Origin of the sequence: Bacillus sp. SW14 (assembly GCF_047608225.1) — a bacterium.
Taxonomy (GTDB): domain Bacteria; phylum Bacillota; class Bacilli; order Bacillales; family Bacillaceae; genus Bacillus; species Bacillus subtilis_G.
This window is the reverse complement of sequence record NZ_JBLKRW010000001.1, coordinates 2,316,726-2,330,280: the sequence shown is the minus strand read 5'-3', so window position 1 is coordinate 2,330,280 and position 13,555 is coordinate 2,316,726. Positions and strand designations below refer to the sequence as shown.

Below are 13,555 nucleotides of genomic sequence, written 5' to 3'. Positions count from 1 at the left end.
TTCGTCTGACAGCTGTTTGACGATTCGATCAGCTGCATTCCAATTCTGCGCCGCATCTAAACGGGAAAGGAAGTGACTAGCGATGTTTTATATCAGTTTATTTCTGATTCTTTGGCTGGCTGCTGGATTTGCAGTGGGAATGAAACAAGTGTATGTCGATCAGCTGTTTGGTAAAGATGTGATCGAAAGGCTGGAAAAAGAGAAGGGGGATCACGAGCGTGCTGACCGGTTTATCAAACATCGTGTTCTTTACATCGCAGCAGTAACATTAAGCGGGTTTATCGCTGTTTATCATGAAGTGAAAACCATCCCGCAAAGGCGAAAAATAAGAAAAATTGAAAAAAACATCATGAAACTGAATGAAGCAAAGAAACGAAGAATCAATAGAAAATAAAAATGCACAGGCCAAAGAGCAGGTGCGTTTTTTTTATGTTAGATATGGGAATTGGGATGCAGGCGGTGCCAATACCTTTTCATAAATTCAAAAATGAGAAGAACAGCGCCCGGGCTAATGGTATATAATATTGTGAATTTAACAAAAATTTAACAAGGAGGACGAGAGAATTCGTGCTAAAGCCTCAAAGAAACCGACATCCTGTTGATTTGGACTTAGAGGCGGAGTAGATGAAACCGGCCAAAGTATCCCTGCTCCGCCGTTTGCTCCATTCCTTGAAGCATGTTGATTGTAACATAGCCAAACGTTTCCCATCAACTCTTAAAATTGTAAAATTATTGATTGTTTTTGTGATGTTCATTCCGATTTCTTCAATTTACGCGGAAGATGTCTATCAGAATTTTGAGGAATTAAAAAACAATGAAAAGCCTTCAGATTACCGTATTGTTACGATAGAAACCGGCAGTCCTGTCCTTATTTTAGCCATTCACGGAGGAGGTATTGAAGGCGGGACAAGTGAAGTAGCAAGAGAGCTCAACAAAGAGTCTTCGATGTATTTATTTGAAGGCTTAAAATCGTCAGGAAACTCTGTGCTGCATATTACGAGTACGCATTTTGACGAGCCCCGGGCCTTGAGGATGACGGGAAGTCATGAATATGTCATTTCATTGCACGGGTATGCAGAAGAAGATCAGCAGATCGAAGTCGGCGGTACAGACCGCGTAAGAGCGGCAGATTTAGTTGAAGAACTGCAAAATGCCGGTTTTCCTGCTGTCTTGCTCAGTACAGACCATCCGCATGCAGGCGTTAGTCCGAATAACATTGCAAATAAATCAAAAACAGGTTTGAGTATCCAGATCGAAATGAGCACAGGTTTTAGAAAATCTTTGTTTGGCGTATTTTCTTTAAAAAGCAGATCTGTTACTCAAAATGAGAGATTTTATGATTTTACCGAAGTGATGTCCCGTTTTCTGAAAAGTAACTACTGAAAAATAGGAGGCCATAAGCCGGCCTCCTATTCCTCATGCTTCTCATTGGTAACGTCAGGAAGCAATTCGTCTGCGGCTTCTGTTTGATATTGAAGGGTGTTATCCCTGGCTGTCAGTTCATTTCGGAAGGTTTCATCCAGCACATTCTTCAGCAAATACCGATGAAAAAAGTATTCAAAAACAGTAAGACAGACAGCGGAAAGAAGAGCGGCTGCAAACGGTGAGAAATCATTTCTTGTTTGGGTTAAAGCAAAGACCCAAATCATAACGAATGAAAGTCCAAAGTCAGCCAATGAAGCTATAATATTGTTTGTTCTCGGAAGGACGAGCATGTCACCGGAAAGGTATGAGACAAAACCTAAGAAAAGTGCAATAAACATCACACTTAGAAAGGATGCATAGTAGACCCTGTCCAATATTACATATAAAAGGGCGAGAGTGAAAGCAATCTTTGAAGAAAGTGCAATGAGATGTTTCATTTGATCACCTAAGTTGTTATTTTTAAGGAAAATCCTTTTCTTAATCGTCATCTTTGTTACAGTCATTATTTTAAACAATTCGGTTTTGTTTACACTGGTATTTTTTTCTTGTTGCATGAAACCTTCTTGGCGCAAAAACGTACATATGGTTGATCAGCTTTAGAGGGGGAATTTATTGTGGAGATAAAAGGAATCAATCATTTGTTATTTTCTGTTTCTCATTTGGACACATCAATTGATTTTTATCACAAAGTGTTTGATGCCAAGCTGCTGGTAAAAGGAAGAACAACAGCATATTTTGATTTCAATGGCATCTGGCTTGCACTTAATGAAGAGCCTGACATTCCGAGAAATGACATTAAGGCATCATATACTCATATTGCTTTTACTATTGAAGATCGTGAGTTTGAGGAAATGTCAGCAAAATTGAAAAGGCTTCATGTTCATATACTGCCTGGCAGAGAACGAAATGAACGCGATCGAAAGTCTATTTATTTTACCGACCCAGATGGCCATAAATTTGAATTTCATACTGGAACCCTTCAAGACAGGCTTCGTTATTATAAACAGGAAAAAACGCATATGAAATTTTATGATTGAAACGACCTCGAGATATCACAAAGAACATATACATAAATTGAATAAAGGTTGAAATATGGTAAGGAGGGGTTTGGTTGAAAATGAAAATACTGGCCTTAACGGCAGTTTTGACGTGTTTTTTTGGCATTGGCAGTACCCATGCGTCAGCATTAGATTTTGATCACAAAACAGACTTTATTTTAAATGACAGCACAAAGTCGTTTGTTCTGGAAAATATCAGTGATGTTCCGGCAATCGAATATTTTTTAGGCTACCAGTTTACGATTTTGGGAGCCAATAGTTGTTCAGTTGAGCTTAAACTTCAACGGATGGGGCTTACGGGGCAATATACTACGCTGAGCACGAAACAATTCAGAGGCAGTTGGTTTGATTTTAGTGCTCAGGATAAGGTTTCAATTGATCCATTTCATCGATACCGTATCTTTGCAGAAGAACATTCGGAAAACTGCACAAGTGTTCGAGTAAAAGGGAGTTATGGTATTCAATATTTTCATTTTGATTGAAGCTCACGATGATAAAGGTGAGCTGTTTTTTACATAAAATAGAACTAACTAAACTATGTACTAAATTTTCACATAAATTAATTGCCGCGCTCTCTGCATAAATCTAAACCCGTATCATTCCACGACCTAGTAATGAAACGTTTTTAAGCAGATCGCGTCTAATGTTTTAAACAGACAACATTCCGATAAAAAGTTTCCTAAAGGAAAGAAAATTTCTTGACTTCAACAATTGTTTAGTGGATAATTATGGTGTAAACATGATGTTCTTTTCCTCCTATTCAGGCTCGCACCTAAAATTCAGGGCGAGCCTGCTTTTTTTTGATACAATAAACCCCCTCTCCATAAAGGAAGAGGGGGTTATTTCATCATCTGATAGTTCAATAGATTAATGGACGGTTCTGAACACGCCAATTACTTTCCCTAGAATGCTGACATTCTGTAAGATGATAGGTTCCATCGTTGGGTTTTCAGGCTGTAAGCGAATGTGAGTATCCTCTTTATAGAAACGTTTTACCGTAGCTTCATCATCTTCTGTCATCGCAACGACAATTTCCCCGTTGTTTGCTATGTTTTGCTGTTTAACGATGACATAATCCTTATCGAAAATACCAGCGTCAATCATACTGTCTCCCATAATTTCAAGCATAAACACATGCTCGTCCGGGGGAACCATACGGTCAGGAAGCGGAAAATATTCTTCAATATTTTCTATTGCTGTAATAGGAGATCCCGCCGTGACTTTCCCGATGACCGGTACATTAACGACCTGGCTTTGCGGAATGTCTACTTCTTCATCAAGAATTTCTATCGCTCTTGGTTTTGTCGGATCTCGTCTGATCAGCCCTTTTGTTTCCAAGCGGGCTAAGTGGCCGTGGACAGTTGAACTGGACGCAAGCCCGACAGCCTCTCCGATTTCTCTTACGGAAGGCGGATATCCTTTTGATTTAACCTCTGCTTTAATAAAACGGAGGATATCAAGTTGCCTTTTTGATAGCTTCGTCATTTTTCGCACCTCAAAACGTCGATTTTAAGAAGATTATAGCATGATTTTCCTTACAGTACAAACATAGGTTCGAAAAAAACAATTGACAGAAACGTTTGTTCGTATATACTGAAATTATAAAAAAGCGAACAAACATTCCTGTTGGAGGTTATGATCATGGGTAAAGAATCTATTATTTTTGTCGGTCTGTTTACAGTGATTTTGAGCGCGGTAATCCTTTTGCTGTCATATACAAGCAGCGGCCAGGAGCTTAATCAGTATGTTAAAATAGAAGTCCAGCAAGGCGATTCACTTTGGTCTATAGCCGGCCAGGTAGCAGATAAAAAGAAAATAAACAAAAGTGAATTTATTGAATGGGTGGCTGATAAAAATCATCTTCAGACGTCTGATATCCAGCCGGGAGATGAATTGGTGATTCCATTGAAAAAGAAGCATCAGGATGCATATGAATTGGCAACTGTAAGATAGAGAGGAAAGATAGAAAAAATGAAAGCACTCATTTATGCCCGCGTAAGCACAAATAAAGAACAGCAGGAGACGTCATTAAAGCGGCAGGAGGAGGAGCTTACGGCAATTGCGGCCGAGAACGGCATGGAAGTCGTCAAAGTGATTTCTGAGAAAGCTAGCGGATATGAAATGGATCGGGATGGTGTATTTGGGCTGCTTGATGAGATCAAGAATTCTGGAATTGATGTCATTTTGGTTCAGGATGAAACTAGGCTCGGACGTGGAAATGCAAAAATCGCACTGCTTCATTGCATCTATAGAGAAGGTGTGAAAGTCTATACAACGGCTCACAGAGGTGAACTGGAGTTATCGGAGGCTGACTCGATGGTGCTGGAGATCGTCAGCATTGTGGAAGAGTACCAGCGGAAAATTCACAACATGAAAATCAAGCGGGGGATGAAACGTGCAGTAAAAAACGGTTTCAAACCGCAAAAAAACCTGAAAAACCAACATGAAAACAGCGGAAAAGAAAGAATAGAGGTGCCCATCTCAGAGATCGTCCGCCTAAGAGCGAATAAACTGACGTTCGCAGAAATTGCGGCTACGCTGAGAGGATTTGGGTATGATGTATCTAAAGCGACCGTCCACCGGCGGTTTCAGGAATACATAGAGAATGACGAGACAGCCGATTGAATCAGTTGTAAAACTCTTTTTGATCTAGTACTATATAGACAAAATGCCATAAAGGAGTTTAACATGATTTCAAACGAAAAAATTGCCAGAATTAATGAACTTGCTGCCAAAGCCAAAGCTGGCGTTATGACAGAAGAAGAAAAAGCTGAACAGCAAAAGCTCCGTCAAGAGTATTTGAAAGGTTTTCGCTCTTCTATGAAAAACACATTAAAAAGTGTGAAAATCATTGACCCGGAAGGCAATGATGTTACACCAGAAAAACTAAAAAAAGAAAAAAGAAATAATAAACTTCACTAATAGAAGAGGAATACGGCAATAACGTATTCCTCTTTTGCATATACTATAGCAACACTTTCATGGGACAAATTTCAACAAGTTTCTCTCAAATTTAAGCTGAAACAGTTGAGAAAAAGTCGTCAGACATTTATGATGTAAGGGTACAACACATAAGGAAGGGGATTTTTATGGATACAATTGAAAAGAAATCAGTTGCTACCATTCGCACACTGTCAATAGACGCTATTGAAAAAGCAAATTCTGGTCACCCAGGGATGCCAATGGGGGCAGCTCCAATGGCATACACGCTGTGGACAAAATTTATGAACGTAAGTCCGGCAAACCCTGGCTGGTTTAACCGTGACCGTTTTGTTTTATCTGCTGGACATGGATCAGCACTTTTATACAGCATGCTTCATTTAAGCGGGTTTGATCTTAGCATCGAAGATCTTAAGGGATTCCGCCAGTGGGGCAGCAAAACACCTGGACATCCGGAATTCGGACATACTGCCGGTGTTGATGCGACAACAGGACCGCTTGGCCAAGGAATTGCCATGGCTGTCGGAATGGCTATCGCTGAACGCCATTTAGCGGAAACTTACAACCGTGATTCATTTAACGTAGTTGATCATTATACATACAGTATTTGCGGTGATGGTGATTTAATGGAAGGCATCTCTTCTGAAGCCGCTTCACTAGCAGGCCATCTTCAGCTTGGCCGTCTGATCGTATTATACGATTCTAATGACATCTCTCTCGATGGAGATCTCGACCGTTCGTTCTCTGAAAACGCAAAACAGCGTTTTGAGGCAATGAATTGGGAAGTTCTTTATGTTGAAGATGGAAACAACATCGAAGAATTAACAGCGGCTATCGAAAAAGCACGCCAAAATGAAAAGAAACCTACATTAATTGAAGTGAAAACAACAATTGGATTTGGTTCACCTAACCGTGCCGGTACATCGGGTGTTCACGGTGCGCCGCTTGGTAAAGAGGAAAGCAAATTAACAAAAGAAGCTTACGCGTGGACATATGAAGAAGATTTTTACGTTCCTTCAGAAGTTTATGAGCATTTCGCTAAAGCGGTTAAAGAATCAGGCGAGAAAAAGGAACAGGAATGGAATGCCCAATTCGCTAAATATAAAGAAGTTTATCCTGAACTCGCGGAACAGCTTGAGCTGGGAATCAAAGGAGAGCTTCCAAAGGACTGGGATCAAGAGGTTCCTGTTTATGAAAAAGGAAGCAGCCTGGCATCCCGTGCATCTTCCGGTGAAGTTCTCAACGGCCTTGCGGAAAAAATTCCTTTCTTTGTGGGAGGATCTGCTGACCTGGCGGGATCAAACAAAACGACAATTAAAAATGCAGGTGATTTTACAGCGGCTGATTACTCAGGCAAAAACTTTTGGTTCGGTGTTCGTGAATTTGCGATGGGCGCAGCCTTAAATGGTATGGCGCTTCATGGCGGACTTCGTGTATTCGGCGGGACTTTCTTTGTCTTCTCTGACTACCTGCGTCCGGCAATACGCCTTGCAGCATTAATGGGTCTTCCTGTCACATATGTCTTCACACATGACAGTATTGCGGTAGGTGAAGACGGTCCGACGCACGAGCCTGTTGAACAGCTTGCTTCACTCCGTGCGATGCCTAATCTTTCCTTGATCCGTCCTGCAGACGGCAATGAGACAGCGGCAGCATGGAAACTTGCAGTACAAAGCAATGAACAGCCAACAGCGCTTGTATTGACACGCCAAAACCTTCCTACGATCGACCAAACAGCTGAAGAAGCATTGGCAGGAGTAGAAAAAGGTGCATATGTCGTTTCTAAATCTAAAAACGAAACACCTGACGCTCTTCTCATCGCTTCAGGCTCCGAGGTGGGTCTTGCGATTGAAGCGCAGGCTGAATTGGCAAAAGATAATATCGATGTGTCTGTTGTCAGCATGCCTTCAATGGACCGTTTTGACAAACAATCAAATGAATACAAGAACGCCGTCCTTCCTGCAGATGTGAAAAAACGTCTTGCGATTGAAATGGGCTCATCATTTGGATGGGGCAAATACACAGGGCTTGAAGGAGACGTGCTCGGCATAGACCGATTCGGTGCATCCGCTCCTGGTGAAACCGTCATCAATGAATACGGCTTCTCAGTTCCAAACGTAGTGAACCGAGTCAAAGCATTACTCAATAAGTAAGTCTTTCAAAGAGGATGAGTCAAATCATCCTCTATTTCTTGTTTATCCGACAAAAATAGTATTGGCTGTTTAACAGTAATAGACAATTCTTTCTTTTCTTCTTTTGTATAATAGAGTGCAAATGAAATGCTGCTGAAAAAGGGGATGAAAAGATGGAACGTCACTACTATACGTACCTGATAAAAGAGGAATTTGCCAATCACTATTTCGGGCGGGAATCGGTTATGTTTGAGCTGTTTCAAGACTATCATTGGACAAGCCTGACAAAGCAGCGGTATGAAATGACAGAGAAACAGATTCAATATATTACACAGCCCATCCCGATTTTACATATGCATCAGCGATTAAAAATGAATTTACACAACACGGATTACAGGCAGGTGGATTATATTTATAGATTAGCTTTGCCGAAAGCAAAAGGCCACGCGACGTTTATGATGAAAGAGAACATGATAGAAATTGTGGCTTCGGGGAATTACGAGGCAGAAACGATATTCTTTGAAGTGCTGAGAAAAGTAAGCCCTTGCTTTCTGGCTATGGATTTCAATTCGAAGCGTTACGGCTGGCTAAATCCGGTGAAAGAAAGAAATTTTGTCTAAAACCGAAGAAAAAGAGATGTAAATGTTGTATAATAGCTTTTGGTTTAGTACACTTTAAACTAGACAACATGAAGGAGGAAATAAAATGACTTTATGGGTTGGCATCCTAGTGGGCGTTGTTGCATTGCTCATAGGTGTTGCACTCGGGTTTTTTATTGCTCGTAAATATATGATGAGCTATCTTAAAAAGAATCCGCCTATTAATGAACAAATGTTACGCATGATGATGATGCAAATGGGAATGAAACCTTCTCAAAAGAAAATCAATCAAATGATGAAAGCCATGAATAATCAAACGAAATAATACGTAAAGATTATGATATAGAGAAACATGGTTATAAAATAAAAAACCCTTATACGGGTTTTTTATTTTGCAATCATTCGTCACCCGCTACTGCTCGAAGGCGCTGCTTTTGATATTGTATGAGAAGATGGTCAAGCTCCTGACTGAGCTCTATCGTACTATGAGATGTCATTCCGTTCGCCATGACAATTTGCAGCAGCTCTGCTCTTTTTTTTTCGATTTCATTTAATAGATGCTCTCTAATCACAGGGATGTATCCTTTCATACATTAGATCTTCAAAGTGAATGTTTGTTTATATTATATCCATATTTATACTAATTTTCAAATGAGAAGGAGTACAATAACTCAATGTCAAATTAAATTATATAAGTTTTTTCTAAAAATAGAAATCCTTCAAGTGAAAGTGTTAAAAAAATGAAATGATTTTGTCATTTGAAGGAATGTCAAATCGTGAAGGGATGATGACATGGGAGACGTGAATTATTTTTTGACCTTCGGAGCGGGATTTCTATCCTTTATTTCGCCTTGCTGCCTGCCGCTTTATCCAGCTTTCTTGTCATATATTACAGGGGTCAGCATGGATGATGTGAAAACAGAAAAGCTGCTGTTGCAGAAAAGAAGTTTGTTTCATACTTTGTGTTTTTTACTTGGCTTTTCAGTCATTTTTATCGCTTTAGGTTATGGAACATCTTTTATTGGCAGCCTCTTTAGGGATTATCACGATGCGATTCGGCAAATTGGCGCGTTGCTTATTATTTTGTTCGGTTTTATTACACTTGGCGTGTTCCGGCCTGAGGCGATGATGAAAGAGCGGAGAATCCATTTTAAGCATAAACCAAGCGGGTTTTTAGGTTCCATCTTAATCGGAATGGCATTTGCAGCGGGATGGACGCCATGTACCGGTCCGATATTAGCGGCTGTGATCACACTCGCAAGCACAAATCCAGGCTCAGCGGTGCCGTACATGATGTTATATGTACTCGGTTTTGCTGTTCCGTTTCTTTTATTGTCTTTTTTTATCACAAAGCTAAAGTGGATAAGAAAGAACCAGCTTTTGATCATGAAAGCTGGCGGCGTCTTGATGATTGTGATTGGTGTGCTGTTATTCTTTAATTGGATGAGCCTGATTATTATTTTACTGTCGGATCTTTTTGGAGGATTTACTGGTTTTTAACGGCAAATTACTTTCGTACTACTACTAATCCTTTTGTTTTTGGTACAATAAGACTATTATCTGTGGAAATCGATTTTGGAGGGGAATATGACAAGAGTTTTAGTTGTAGACGACGCCAAGTTCATGAGAGTGAAACTCAGAGAGATCTTGGAAGAGGCAAATTACATAATCGCAGGCGAAGCGGCGGACGGCGAGCAAGCAGCGGACCTGTATAAAACACTGCGGCCGGACATCGTGACAATGGATATTACAATGCCAGTGAAAAACGGCATTAAGGCGCTTCGTGATATCTTAACCTTCGATCCTAAAGCGAAGGTCATCATGTGTACCGCAATGCGGCACCAAAGAATTGTAACAGAAGCGATTGAACTGGGGGCAAAGGACTTTATTGTCAAACCGTTCGAGGAAACAAAAGTGCTAGAAGCTGTCAGCCGCGTTATGGGACATTAAAAGTCATTGGTTTTTTTTATTGTTTTGGAGTATAGTATATAGTATCAACACTCCTAGAAACAAAGGAATGATAAATATGATGATTATAGTTTCATCGGTTATTGCTGTGTTAATGGCTGTAGCTGTGATGGTGGTCAGAATAAAATCTTCTGATAAGCCCGTTTCACCGAAAAAAATCATTCTTCCGCCGATTTTTATGAGTACGGGAGCGTTAATGTTTTTATTTCCGGTATTTTGGGTAACTGGTGCAGAGTTTTTAGAAGCATTCACTTTAGGCGTGATTTTCTCTATTTTTTTAATCAAAACGTCTAAATTCGAAATTAAAAATAATGAAATTTACATGAAACGCTCTAAAGCATTTGTATTTATATTAGTCGGCCTTTTGGTGATCAGAATCGTGATGAAATCGATCTTGAGTACATCAATTGATTACGGCGCACTGAGCGGAATGTTTTGGATTCTGGCGTTCGGTATGATCATGCCGTGGAGAATCGCCATGTACTTGTCATACCGAAAACTTCATAATGAGCTGCAGTCTGCTAATATTCAAATGAATTAAAAAACCTTTCCTCCTGTGGGACTGACCCCCGTTTTTGAGACAGGGATCAAAACACCTTTTAAACAGCCAATTGCCGATAGTTTATCGGTGATTGGTTGTTTAGTTTCGTTTGAATACGAATGTTGTTATAATAATAAATGTATTCTTTGACAGTGCGTTCTACGATGGCGGTCGTGGTTCGATCAATGCTGTTAAGATAGAACGTTTCAGACTTTAGTGAGGAATGAAACGATTCGATGGAGGCATTATCAGCGGGTGTCCCTTTGCGGGACATGCTCATGGTAATGCCTTTTGTTTTAACAGCTTTCTGATACTCGTAAGATGTATACACAGATCCTTGGTCACTATGTAACACGCAGTTCTCAGGCAGTGTTGGCAGTTGATCAAGTGTGTGTAAGACAAAGTCTGTGTCCTGCTTATCTCCAATCGTAAAAGCAATCACTTCTCCATTGTATACATCCAATATACTGGAAAGGTACAATTGCTTCTGTCCATAAGGCAAATACGTGATGTCCGTTACTAGTTTTTCAAGAGGATGATCAGACTGAAAGTTCCGATCTAATATATTATCGACCACGGCATATGGCTGCCCATTCTTCTTGCGCTTTTTCACCTTAACCCGGCACTGCCACTGATTTTTCTGCATAATACGCTGAACCGTTTTATGGTTAATACACATTCCCTTTTTTAATATAGCTGTAATTTTTCGATATCCATATCGATACTTGTGCTCTCGGCACAACATGCCGATTTGTCTTTCTAAATGCTGTTTAGGTTGATCCTTCGTCAGATTCTTCTTCCAACGATAATAAGACGCTCGGGAGATACCTAAATGAAAACAGATATCTTGTACGGTCATTGATCGGTGCAATACTTCTACAAGTTCGACTGACGTTTGGCTATCAACTTCCTTTCCAATTCGTTGTACTTTTTTAAAACTTCATTCTGTTGTCTCAGGTAACGATTCTCTGCCTGCAGTTTCTCTAATTCGGAAGAATACTCCGGACCTTTTCCATAAGTGTATTGCTTACCAACAGGCTGTTCAAATCGATGTGTATCACCAGCCTTATACCATCTGACCCATGTCTTAATCTGCGTATTATTTTTGATATTCAACTCCTGCATGATCTCTTTCATAGGTACGCCTGCCAATCTCATGTCTACAGCCTTCTGTTTCACTTCAAGCGGATAACTCACTCTTGTCCCCATAGAAAAAACACCTCCAAGTCTAATGTCGGATAACAATCATCCGTTTTCAAACTTGAAGGTGTTTTTTATTTGTCTCATCTTATGGGGTCAGTCCCCTGTCAGGAAAGGTTTTTTATTTAAGAAGGGTTTGATATGGTTCGAGATCGATTTTTTTGTCTCTGAGATGCCTTTTTAAGAAGGTATGATCTCTTTTAGGAGTTGCGAGAATATAGCCTCTGATCATAAGCTGCTGATCAATCTTTGATACCTTTTCTTTTAATGCAAGCTCACCGATTTTACCCGCGATTTTGGCTTTTGCTGCATCTCTGAACAGCTCCGGAACCGGAGATACCAATTCATTAAGGAATTGTTTGTTTTCATTGCACCACAAATGCCTGCTCTTTTCGATATAGTAATCCTGCCAATCCAGCTCTGACCTGCCGTCTTCTTTTGGTAAACGCTTTAAAAACTTTCGAAACATAAAAAAACCGCCGATTGATAATAAGACAATCATCGTGATCACCCAAAACAGAATAAACCACAAAAACCAGCCTTCCAGCATCGATCATTCCCCCTTATTCTAACCATATTGTATACGAAGAGAGATTAGAAGAACACAGTAAAAAAAGAATAGAAAAAAAGTGATAGACGTCTAGTCAAAAGAGATAGTAGATCATAATCTATTGTATAGTGAATCTGCTATTTGGCCATGGGAGAATCACTAGAGGGCATTTGACGATAAATGGACGGAAAAAAGTCACTTTCATAATAGGGGATGAAAGTGACTTTTCATTTTAGCTAAGAGGAAATTGAATAGAAAAAGAAGAATCATTTTCTGTTTCTTTATTGACGGCAACTGTGAGTAGTTGGTTTTCGCATTCGGTTTGAATGATTTTGTCATTTAAATAAAAAGGAAGCATCATTTGTTTTTCAAAAGTCTGTCCTGACGATTTGACCGTTAAGATGAACTCGCATCCAGACAGGGTAACCGTTACTTGTGTCGGCTGTAAAAAAGTCAGATCCGCTTCAATAATATACTGCTGACTTGTTTCATATAAATCAATAGGCAATGTTTCGTCGTACCAGGCGAAGGGATCTTCAAAGAATTGCCGAAACCATTCATCCATACCATCGAAATCATTAGCGTCATTACGTTTAGAATGAGTCATGGAAGCATTCCTCCACATATCAACCTTGCTTGACATCATATGCGGCGGATCAGAAATGGGTGAACGTATAAAAAAACAGACACTGAGGTCTGCTTTTCTTACATATCGTGGCTTGAATTGTACTTTTGTCTTGTGTGGTTCCGGTTTTTCACTTTTTTGCTTCCGCTGAGAGGCTCCGGCTGGCCCGGATTGTGTCCTTTAGGGGCGTTTTTATGCATATCTTTACTAGTATTTTTATTGGTCATAAAATGAGAACCTCCTTAAAAGAGTTCGATGTTATTGATTGGTTTTTCTTTTTTTATTATTTTGGCGTTCCGCTTCAGTCAGTACAAGCTGGTCGTTTTCGATATAACCTGCGCCTTTGCCTTGGCTTTTTGCGTCATTCATGCCGTTAATGACGTGATTCGCTTTTCGTTTGACCATCATTATCACCTCCATCATAATATGGCTTCTTTTGTTTCGTTCTATGAGAGATCATAAACAGCAATAATTACCGGTACGTTTGTCTGATAAGCCGAACTTATTGTATTTAATA

21 protein-coding genes are annotated in these 13,555 nt (G+C 40.0%); 13 read left to right on the top strand and 8 right to left on the bottom strand.

Annotated elements, in window-relative coordinates:
* The first annotated feature begins 82 nt into the window (after positions 1-82).
* Entirely contained in the window at positions 83-394 is a 312-nt protein-coding gene (locus ACMX2I_RS12290; RefSeq protein ID WP_414957083.1) for a hypothetical protein, read from the top strand.
* Positions 395-624: 230 nt separating this feature from the next.
* On the top strand, positions 625-1,383 hold the full coding sequence (locus ACMX2I_RS12285; protein ID WP_414957082.1) for a poly-gamma-glutamate hydrolase family protein: 759 nt from the start codon (positions 625-627) through the stop codon (positions 1,381-1,383).
* Positions 1,384-1,409: 26 nt separating this feature from the next.
* On the opposite strand, the gene ACMX2I_RS12280 is transcribed toward ACMX2I_RS12285, so the two are convergent.
* On the bottom strand, positions 1,410-1,862 hold the full coding sequence (locus ACMX2I_RS12280; protein ID WP_087991452.1) for a YndM family protein: 453 nt from the start codon (positions 1,860-1,862) through the stop codon (positions 1,410-1,412).
* Positions 1,863-2,039: 177 nt separating this feature from the next.
* Here ACMX2I_RS12280 and fosB point away from each other — a divergent pair, with 177 nt between their 5' ends.
* Positions 2,040-2,462 (top strand): metallothiol transferase FosB, encoded by a 423-nt coding sequence (gene fosB / locus ACMX2I_RS12275; RefSeq protein ID WP_414957081.1) that lies wholly within the window; start codon positions 2,040-2,042, stop codon positions 2,460-2,462.
* Between the two features lie 80 nt (positions 2,463-2,542).
* On the top strand, positions 2,543-2,965 hold the full coding sequence (locus ACMX2I_RS12270; protein WP_414958333.1) for a hypothetical protein: 423 nt from the start codon (positions 2,543-2,545) through the stop codon (positions 2,963-2,965).
* Between the two features lie 385 nt (positions 2,966-3,350).
* Here the strand turns inward: ACMX2I_RS12270 and lexA are convergent, their stop codons facing one another.
* Complete coding sequence (gene lexA / locus ACMX2I_RS12265; protein ID WP_087991432.1) at positions 3,351-3,968, bottom strand: transcriptional repressor LexA; 618 nt, start codon at positions 3,966-3,968, stop codon at positions 3,351-3,353.
* A gap of 150 nt (positions 3,969-4,118) precedes the next feature.
* On the opposite strand from lexA, the gene yneA reads away from it, so the two are divergent.
* From yneA to ACMX2I_RS12235, 6 genes are all read left to right on the top strand, one after another.
* Positions 4,119-4,436 (top strand): cell division suppressor protein YneA, encoded by a 318-nt coding sequence (yneA, locus tag ACMX2I_RS12260; protein WP_414957080.1) that lies wholly within the window; start codon positions 4,119-4,121, stop codon positions 4,434-4,436.
* Positions 4,437-4,454: 18 nt separating this feature from the next.
* Positions 4,455-5,108: a recombinase family protein gene (locus ACMX2I_RS12255; protein ID WP_087991430.1), complete on the top strand. Its 654-nt coding sequence runs from the start codon at positions 4,455-4,457 to the stop codon at positions 5,106-5,108.
* Positions 5,109-5,171: 63 nt separating this feature from the next.
* A complete protein-coding gene (locus ACMX2I_RS12250; protein WP_087991429.1) occupies positions 5,172-5,405 on the top strand; it encodes a DUF896 domain-containing protein in 234 nt (77 codons plus the stop codon).
* Between the two features lie 167 nt (positions 5,406-5,572).
* Positions 5,573-7,576 carry a transketolase gene (gene tkt, locus ACMX2I_RS12245; protein WP_289347426.1) on the top strand — a complete coding sequence of 668 codons (2,004 nt, stop codon included), beginning with the start codon at positions 5,573-5,575 and terminating at the stop codon, positions 7,574-7,576.
* Between the two features lie 152 nt (positions 7,577-7,728).
* Positions 7,729-8,175, top strand: coding sequence for a sporulation inhibitor of replication protein SirA (gene sirA / locus ACMX2I_RS12240; protein ID WP_087991427.1), 447 nt, complete (start codon positions 7,729-7,731; stop codon positions 8,173-8,175).
* An 85-nt stretch (positions 8,176-8,260) separates the two neighbouring features.
* On the top strand, positions 8,261-8,479 hold the full coding sequence (locus tag ACMX2I_RS12235; protein ID WP_003221221.1) for a YneF family protein: 219 nt from the start codon (positions 8,261-8,263) through the stop codon (positions 8,477-8,479).
* 73 nt (positions 8,480-8,552) lie between these two features.
* Here ACMX2I_RS12235 and ynzD read toward each other — a convergent pair whose 3' ends face one another.
* Positions 8,553-8,726, bottom strand: coding sequence for an aspartyl-phosphate phosphatase YnzD (gene ynzD, locus ACMX2I_RS12230; protein WP_087991451.1), 174 nt, complete (start codon positions 8,724-8,726; stop codon positions 8,553-8,555).
* Between the two features lie 220 nt (positions 8,727-8,946).
* Here ynzD and ccdA point away from each other — a divergent pair, with 220 nt between their 5' ends.
* The 3 genes from ccdA to ACMX2I_RS12215 all read left to right on the top strand — a co-directional run bounded on the left by ccdA (position 8,947) and on the right by ACMX2I_RS12215 (position 10,663).
* Positions 8,947-9,654, top strand: a complete 708-nt coding sequence (ccdA, locus tag ACMX2I_RS12225) for a cytochrome c-type biogenesis protein CcdA (RefSeq protein WP_087991426.1) — start codon at positions 8,947-8,949, stop codon at positions 9,652-9,654.
* Positions 9,655-9,741: 87 nt separating this feature from the next.
* Positions 9,742-10,104: a response regulator gene (locus ACMX2I_RS12220; RefSeq protein ID WP_087991425.1), complete on the top strand. Its 363-nt coding sequence runs from the start codon at positions 9,742-9,744 to the stop codon at positions 10,102-10,104.
* 67 nt (positions 10,105-10,171) lie between these two features.
* The gene (locus ACMX2I_RS12215; RefSeq protein WP_414957079.1) at positions 10,172-10,663 is read left to right on the top strand and encodes a CcdC family protein; all 492 of its coding nucleotides are present in this window, start codon (positions 10,172-10,174) and stop codon (positions 10,661-10,663) included.
* A 58-nt stretch (positions 10,664-10,721) separates the two neighbouring features.
* Here ACMX2I_RS12215 and ACMX2I_RS12210 read toward each other — a convergent pair.
* From ACMX2I_RS12210 to sspO, 5 genes are all read right to left on the bottom strand, one after another.
* A protein-coding gene (locus tag ACMX2I_RS12210; protein WP_414957078.1) for an IS3 family transposase occupies positions 10,722-11,872 on the bottom strand; the annotation gives its coding sequence in 2 pieces (ribosomal slippage) (positions 10,722-11,599 and positions 11,599-11,872; 1,152 coding nt in all).
* Positions 11,873-11,984: 112 nt separating this feature from the next.
* Positions 11,985-12,413: a DUF2621 domain-containing protein gene (locus tag ACMX2I_RS12205; protein WP_414957077.1), complete on the bottom strand. Its 429-nt coding sequence runs from the start codon at positions 12,411-12,413 to the stop codon at positions 11,985-11,987.
* 232 nt (positions 12,414-12,645) lie between these two features.
* A complete protein-coding gene (gene cotM, locus ACMX2I_RS12200; protein ID WP_414957076.1) occupies positions 12,646-13,038 on the bottom strand; it encodes an outer spore coat protein CotM in 393 nt (130 codons plus the stop codon).
* 80 nt (positions 13,039-13,118) lie between these two features.
* Complete coding sequence (locus ACMX2I_RS12195; protein ID WP_414957075.1) at positions 13,119-13,265, bottom strand: small acid-soluble spore protein P; 147 nt, start codon at positions 13,263-13,265, stop codon at positions 13,119-13,121.
* A gap of 31 nt (positions 13,266-13,296) precedes the next feature.
* Entirely contained in the window at positions 13,297-13,443 is a 147-nt protein-coding gene (gene sspO, locus ACMX2I_RS12190; RefSeq protein WP_003244839.1) for an acid-soluble spore protein SspO, read from the bottom strand.
* Positions 13,444-13,555: the final 112 nt, after the last annotated feature.